The 3,046-nt window shown below is 72.5% G+C and carries 3 protein-coding genes; 1 reads left to right on the top strand and 2 read right to left on the bottom strand.

Annotated elements, in window-relative coordinates; translation table 11 throughout:
* Window positions 1–464 (bottom strand): autotransporter outer membrane beta-barrel domain-containing protein (locus DT057_RS34425; RefSeq protein ID WP_128566489.1); only part of this gene is annotated, 464 nt, incomplete at its 3' end.
* Here DT057_RS34425 and DT057_RS34420 point away from each other — a divergent pair.
* Window positions 436–984 carry a hypothetical protein gene (locus DT057_RS34420; protein ID WP_128566488.1) on the top strand — a complete coding sequence of 183 codons (549 nt, stop codon included), beginning with the start codon at window positions 436–438 and terminating at the stop codon, window positions 982–984. The genes DT057_RS34425 and DT057_RS34420 overlap by 29 nt on opposite strands.
* A gap of 744 nt (window positions 985–1,728) precedes the next feature.
* On the opposite strand, the gene DT057_RS34415 is transcribed toward DT057_RS34420, so the two are convergent.
* Window positions 1,729–3,042, bottom strand: coding sequence for a pentapeptide repeat-containing protein (locus DT057_RS34415; RefSeq protein WP_244937434.1), 1,314 nt, complete (start codon window positions 3,040–3,042; stop codon window positions 1,729–1,731).
* Window positions 3,043–3,046 lie beyond the last annotated feature (4 nt).

Raw genomic sequence — 3,046 nt, 5'->3', positions numbered from 1 at the left:
GCGTTGGCGTCGCGCTGGCCCGCCACCTGGATCAGCACCGGCGAGGTGGTGAAGGCGGCGCCCGGAGTCAGGTTGAGCAGGTTGAGGCGCGTCGTCCCGGTCGCGCTGCCGCTGATCGACAGGCTGTCGGCGAGGCCGCTCCCGGACGCCACGTCGAGGCTGACCTGGCCGTTGCGGCCGACGTAGTTGCCGTTGATGAGAAGCCGGTCGCCGGCCTGGCCGTTCTGCAGCGTGACGACGCCGCTGTTCGTGAAGGCGCCGGCGCCGATCGCCGCCGTCGCGCCCGGCGCGACCCGCACGGTCCCGGCGTTGTCGAAGGTCGAGAGCGCGTTCAGCGAGGCGCCCGCGCCGAGCGCGACGGTCCCGGCGTTGCTGAAGCTCCCGCCGCCGAAGAGGCTGGCGGCGGACGCGTTGAGGATGCCGGAGGCGGCGTTGGTGAAGCCGGACCCGGGGCTCAGGCTCACGGAGCCGCTGATCGTGCCCGCGTTGGCGACCTGGGTGGCGACCGTGCTGGCCAGGGTGTTGATGGCGTTCGCCGACGGGGTGTCGATGGTTCCCGAATTGGTGATCGTGAGCGAACTCGTCGCCCGCGCGAGGATGCCGGCCGTCGAGGTGTCGCCGGTCGTGATCACGGCCTGGAACTGGGCCGGGAGGAGCGCGATCTGGGCCTGCGTCAGCTGGTTGGGCAGCGCCGCGTTCTGCGCGAGCGTGCCGGCATTGGTCAGGGTGACGGCGCCGCCGTTGGCGACGATGCCGAACTTGCCGAAGCTGACCAGCCCGCCCGCCGCGTTGCCGACCGTGACCGGCCCGGCATTGGCGGCGGTCGAGCCGGAGCTGGCCGCGACGCCGATCGTCCCGGCGATCTGGCCGACGTTGAAGATGCTGACGGCGCCCGGCGGGCGCAGGGCGCTCGCCGCGACGCCGCCGGCGACCGTCGATCCCGACAGGATGTTGAGGGTGAAGTCCGGAGCCGCGGATTGGTAGAGGATCCCGGCCGGGAAGGAGCCCGGCCCGCAATTGGCCGTCGCGGCGGTGACGGAGGGTCCCGGCGGCGTGCAGATTCCGGCGGTCTGGGCGCTCGCCGGGCAGGCGAGCAGTGCACCGAGCGACAGCGCGGTGCCTCCCAGAAGAACCGAGCGGAGTACGGCGCCCTCGCGGCTGACGCTAAGGTCCGCAAGCCCCTGGAACAGGATATTTTAATAAAGCTTTAAGCATATCGATAGTCCCCTCGCTTCGGCAGCCTATCGAACGAACGGCCGAGCTTGAAGCGATTCCCCAGTCGGTTCGGAGCGATCGGGGTCCTTTTGAGCCGATAGTTGCCGATATGCCACATGAACAGTAAAACGAACATGCTGCCGGGTCGGAGCGGAAACGTTCGCAGATCATGATGAACGTCTTGCAAATCCCGCGATGATCGGACGGATTGCTTGCAGAGCGCGGCGCCGGCGCGTCTGGGGCAGTTCCGATGTTGGCGTAGATCGGGGCGCCGACTTGCGCAGGGACCGGATCCCGACGACAGACCCGCGCGCGACGGCCGAGGCTTGGCCCGGATTGCGGCGCGCGGCCCCAGACCGGCCGCGACTGTTCTGCCCCGGTGATCGGGAATGACTCCGTCCCGGGCGCCCGCGACGGCACTCTGTTCCGGGCGCTCCTTCTCACGGCGGCGCAGCGGCAGGCCGCTGCTTGCGCGCCGCGTGCTCCTCGACGCGGCCGGCCTTCACCAGTGCGTCATCGCCTGAGCCGGTTGCCGAGCACGAATCCGAACAGCCCCATCAGCACGATGCCGGTCGCGCCCTGGACGCCCACCAGCAGGTTGGTGACGCGGCCCACGGGCCGGATGCCGATCTCCGGCGGGTTCGCGGTCATCATGTTGAGCGCGCTGTAGCTCACCAGGTCCACGGCGTTGCGGGTCGGCGCCCCCCCCTGCCCTTCCGGGATCAGGCCCCCGGTGGCGCCGTAGAGCGCCGCGTAGACCAGGATCAGGAGCGCGAAGGCGCGAAAGAGCCGGGACAGGCTCTCGCCGTAGTCGCACAGCCACTCGACGAAGTGGTCGGCGGCCCACCGGTAGCCGTGGCGCAGGACGGCGCGCCCGTCGCGTCCCCGCCAGGCGGCCCGCGCCTGGGCGCCCGCGTGGCGGCGGCCCATGCGGCGCCGGCGCTTGTAGGCCCAGCCGGCCTCGTGGTGGCTGCCGATGCTCTGCAGGTTCTGCTCGAGGGCGAGGTAGCTCGCCTGGGCCGCCTCGTACTCGCCCGCGACCTCCTCGCCGACGGCGCCGCCGAGCTGCTTGACCCGCAGGCGCGTGCCGTTGAGCCACGCCCCGGCGAAGCGCACGTGGCGCAGGTCGCAGGAGGAGAGGTTGAGCCGCACCAGGCTCGTGTCGGACAGGTCGGCCCCCGTGAGGTCGGCTCCGTCGAGCTTCGCCCCGGTCAGGTTGGCGCCCCGCAGGCGCGCGCCCACGAGCCGCGCCTTCGCCAGGCTCGCGCCCTCGAAATCGGCGTGGGTCAGGTTGCTGTCGCTCAGGACCGCCTCGTCGAGGCGCGCGCCCCGGAAGTTCGTGTAGTCGGCGTCCGCGCCGGTGAAGTTGGCCCCCCAGAGGTCGGCGCCCGCGAAGCTCGCCCCGTCGAGGAGCGCGCGGTGCAGGGTGGAGAACCGCATCCCGGCCTCCGCGAAGACGGCGTCCTCCAGCATCGCCTCGGTGAAGACCGCCTGCCCGCCGGCGACGGCGACGAAGCGCGCGCCGCTGAGGTCGGCCCCGCTGAAATCGGCCTCCTCGATGAGCGCGCCCTCGAAGCTCGCCGAGCGCCCGACGGCGCCCGCGAGGCACGCCTGCTTCAGGGTGGCGCCGGAGAGGTCGGCCCCCTCGAGATCGACGGCCTTGAGGTCGGCGCCCGCGAGGTTCAGGCCGCGCTGCCCCGCGTCCCACCAGGGCGGCGCCGGGCCGGGCCCGGCCGCGGGCTCGAGGGTGAGGCGCCCCGCCTGGAGGCCGCGCAGGTCGAGGGCGCCGCCCTCGACCCGCAGGGGCGCCCCGCCGGACGCGGCGATCCGG

Source organism: Methylobacterium crusticola (assembly GCF_003574465.1).
Lineage (GTDB): Bacteria > Pseudomonadota > Alphaproteobacteria > Rhizobiales > Beijerinckiaceae > Methylobacterium > Methylobacterium crusticola.
This window is presented reverse-complemented; position numbering and strand designations above follow the sequence as displayed.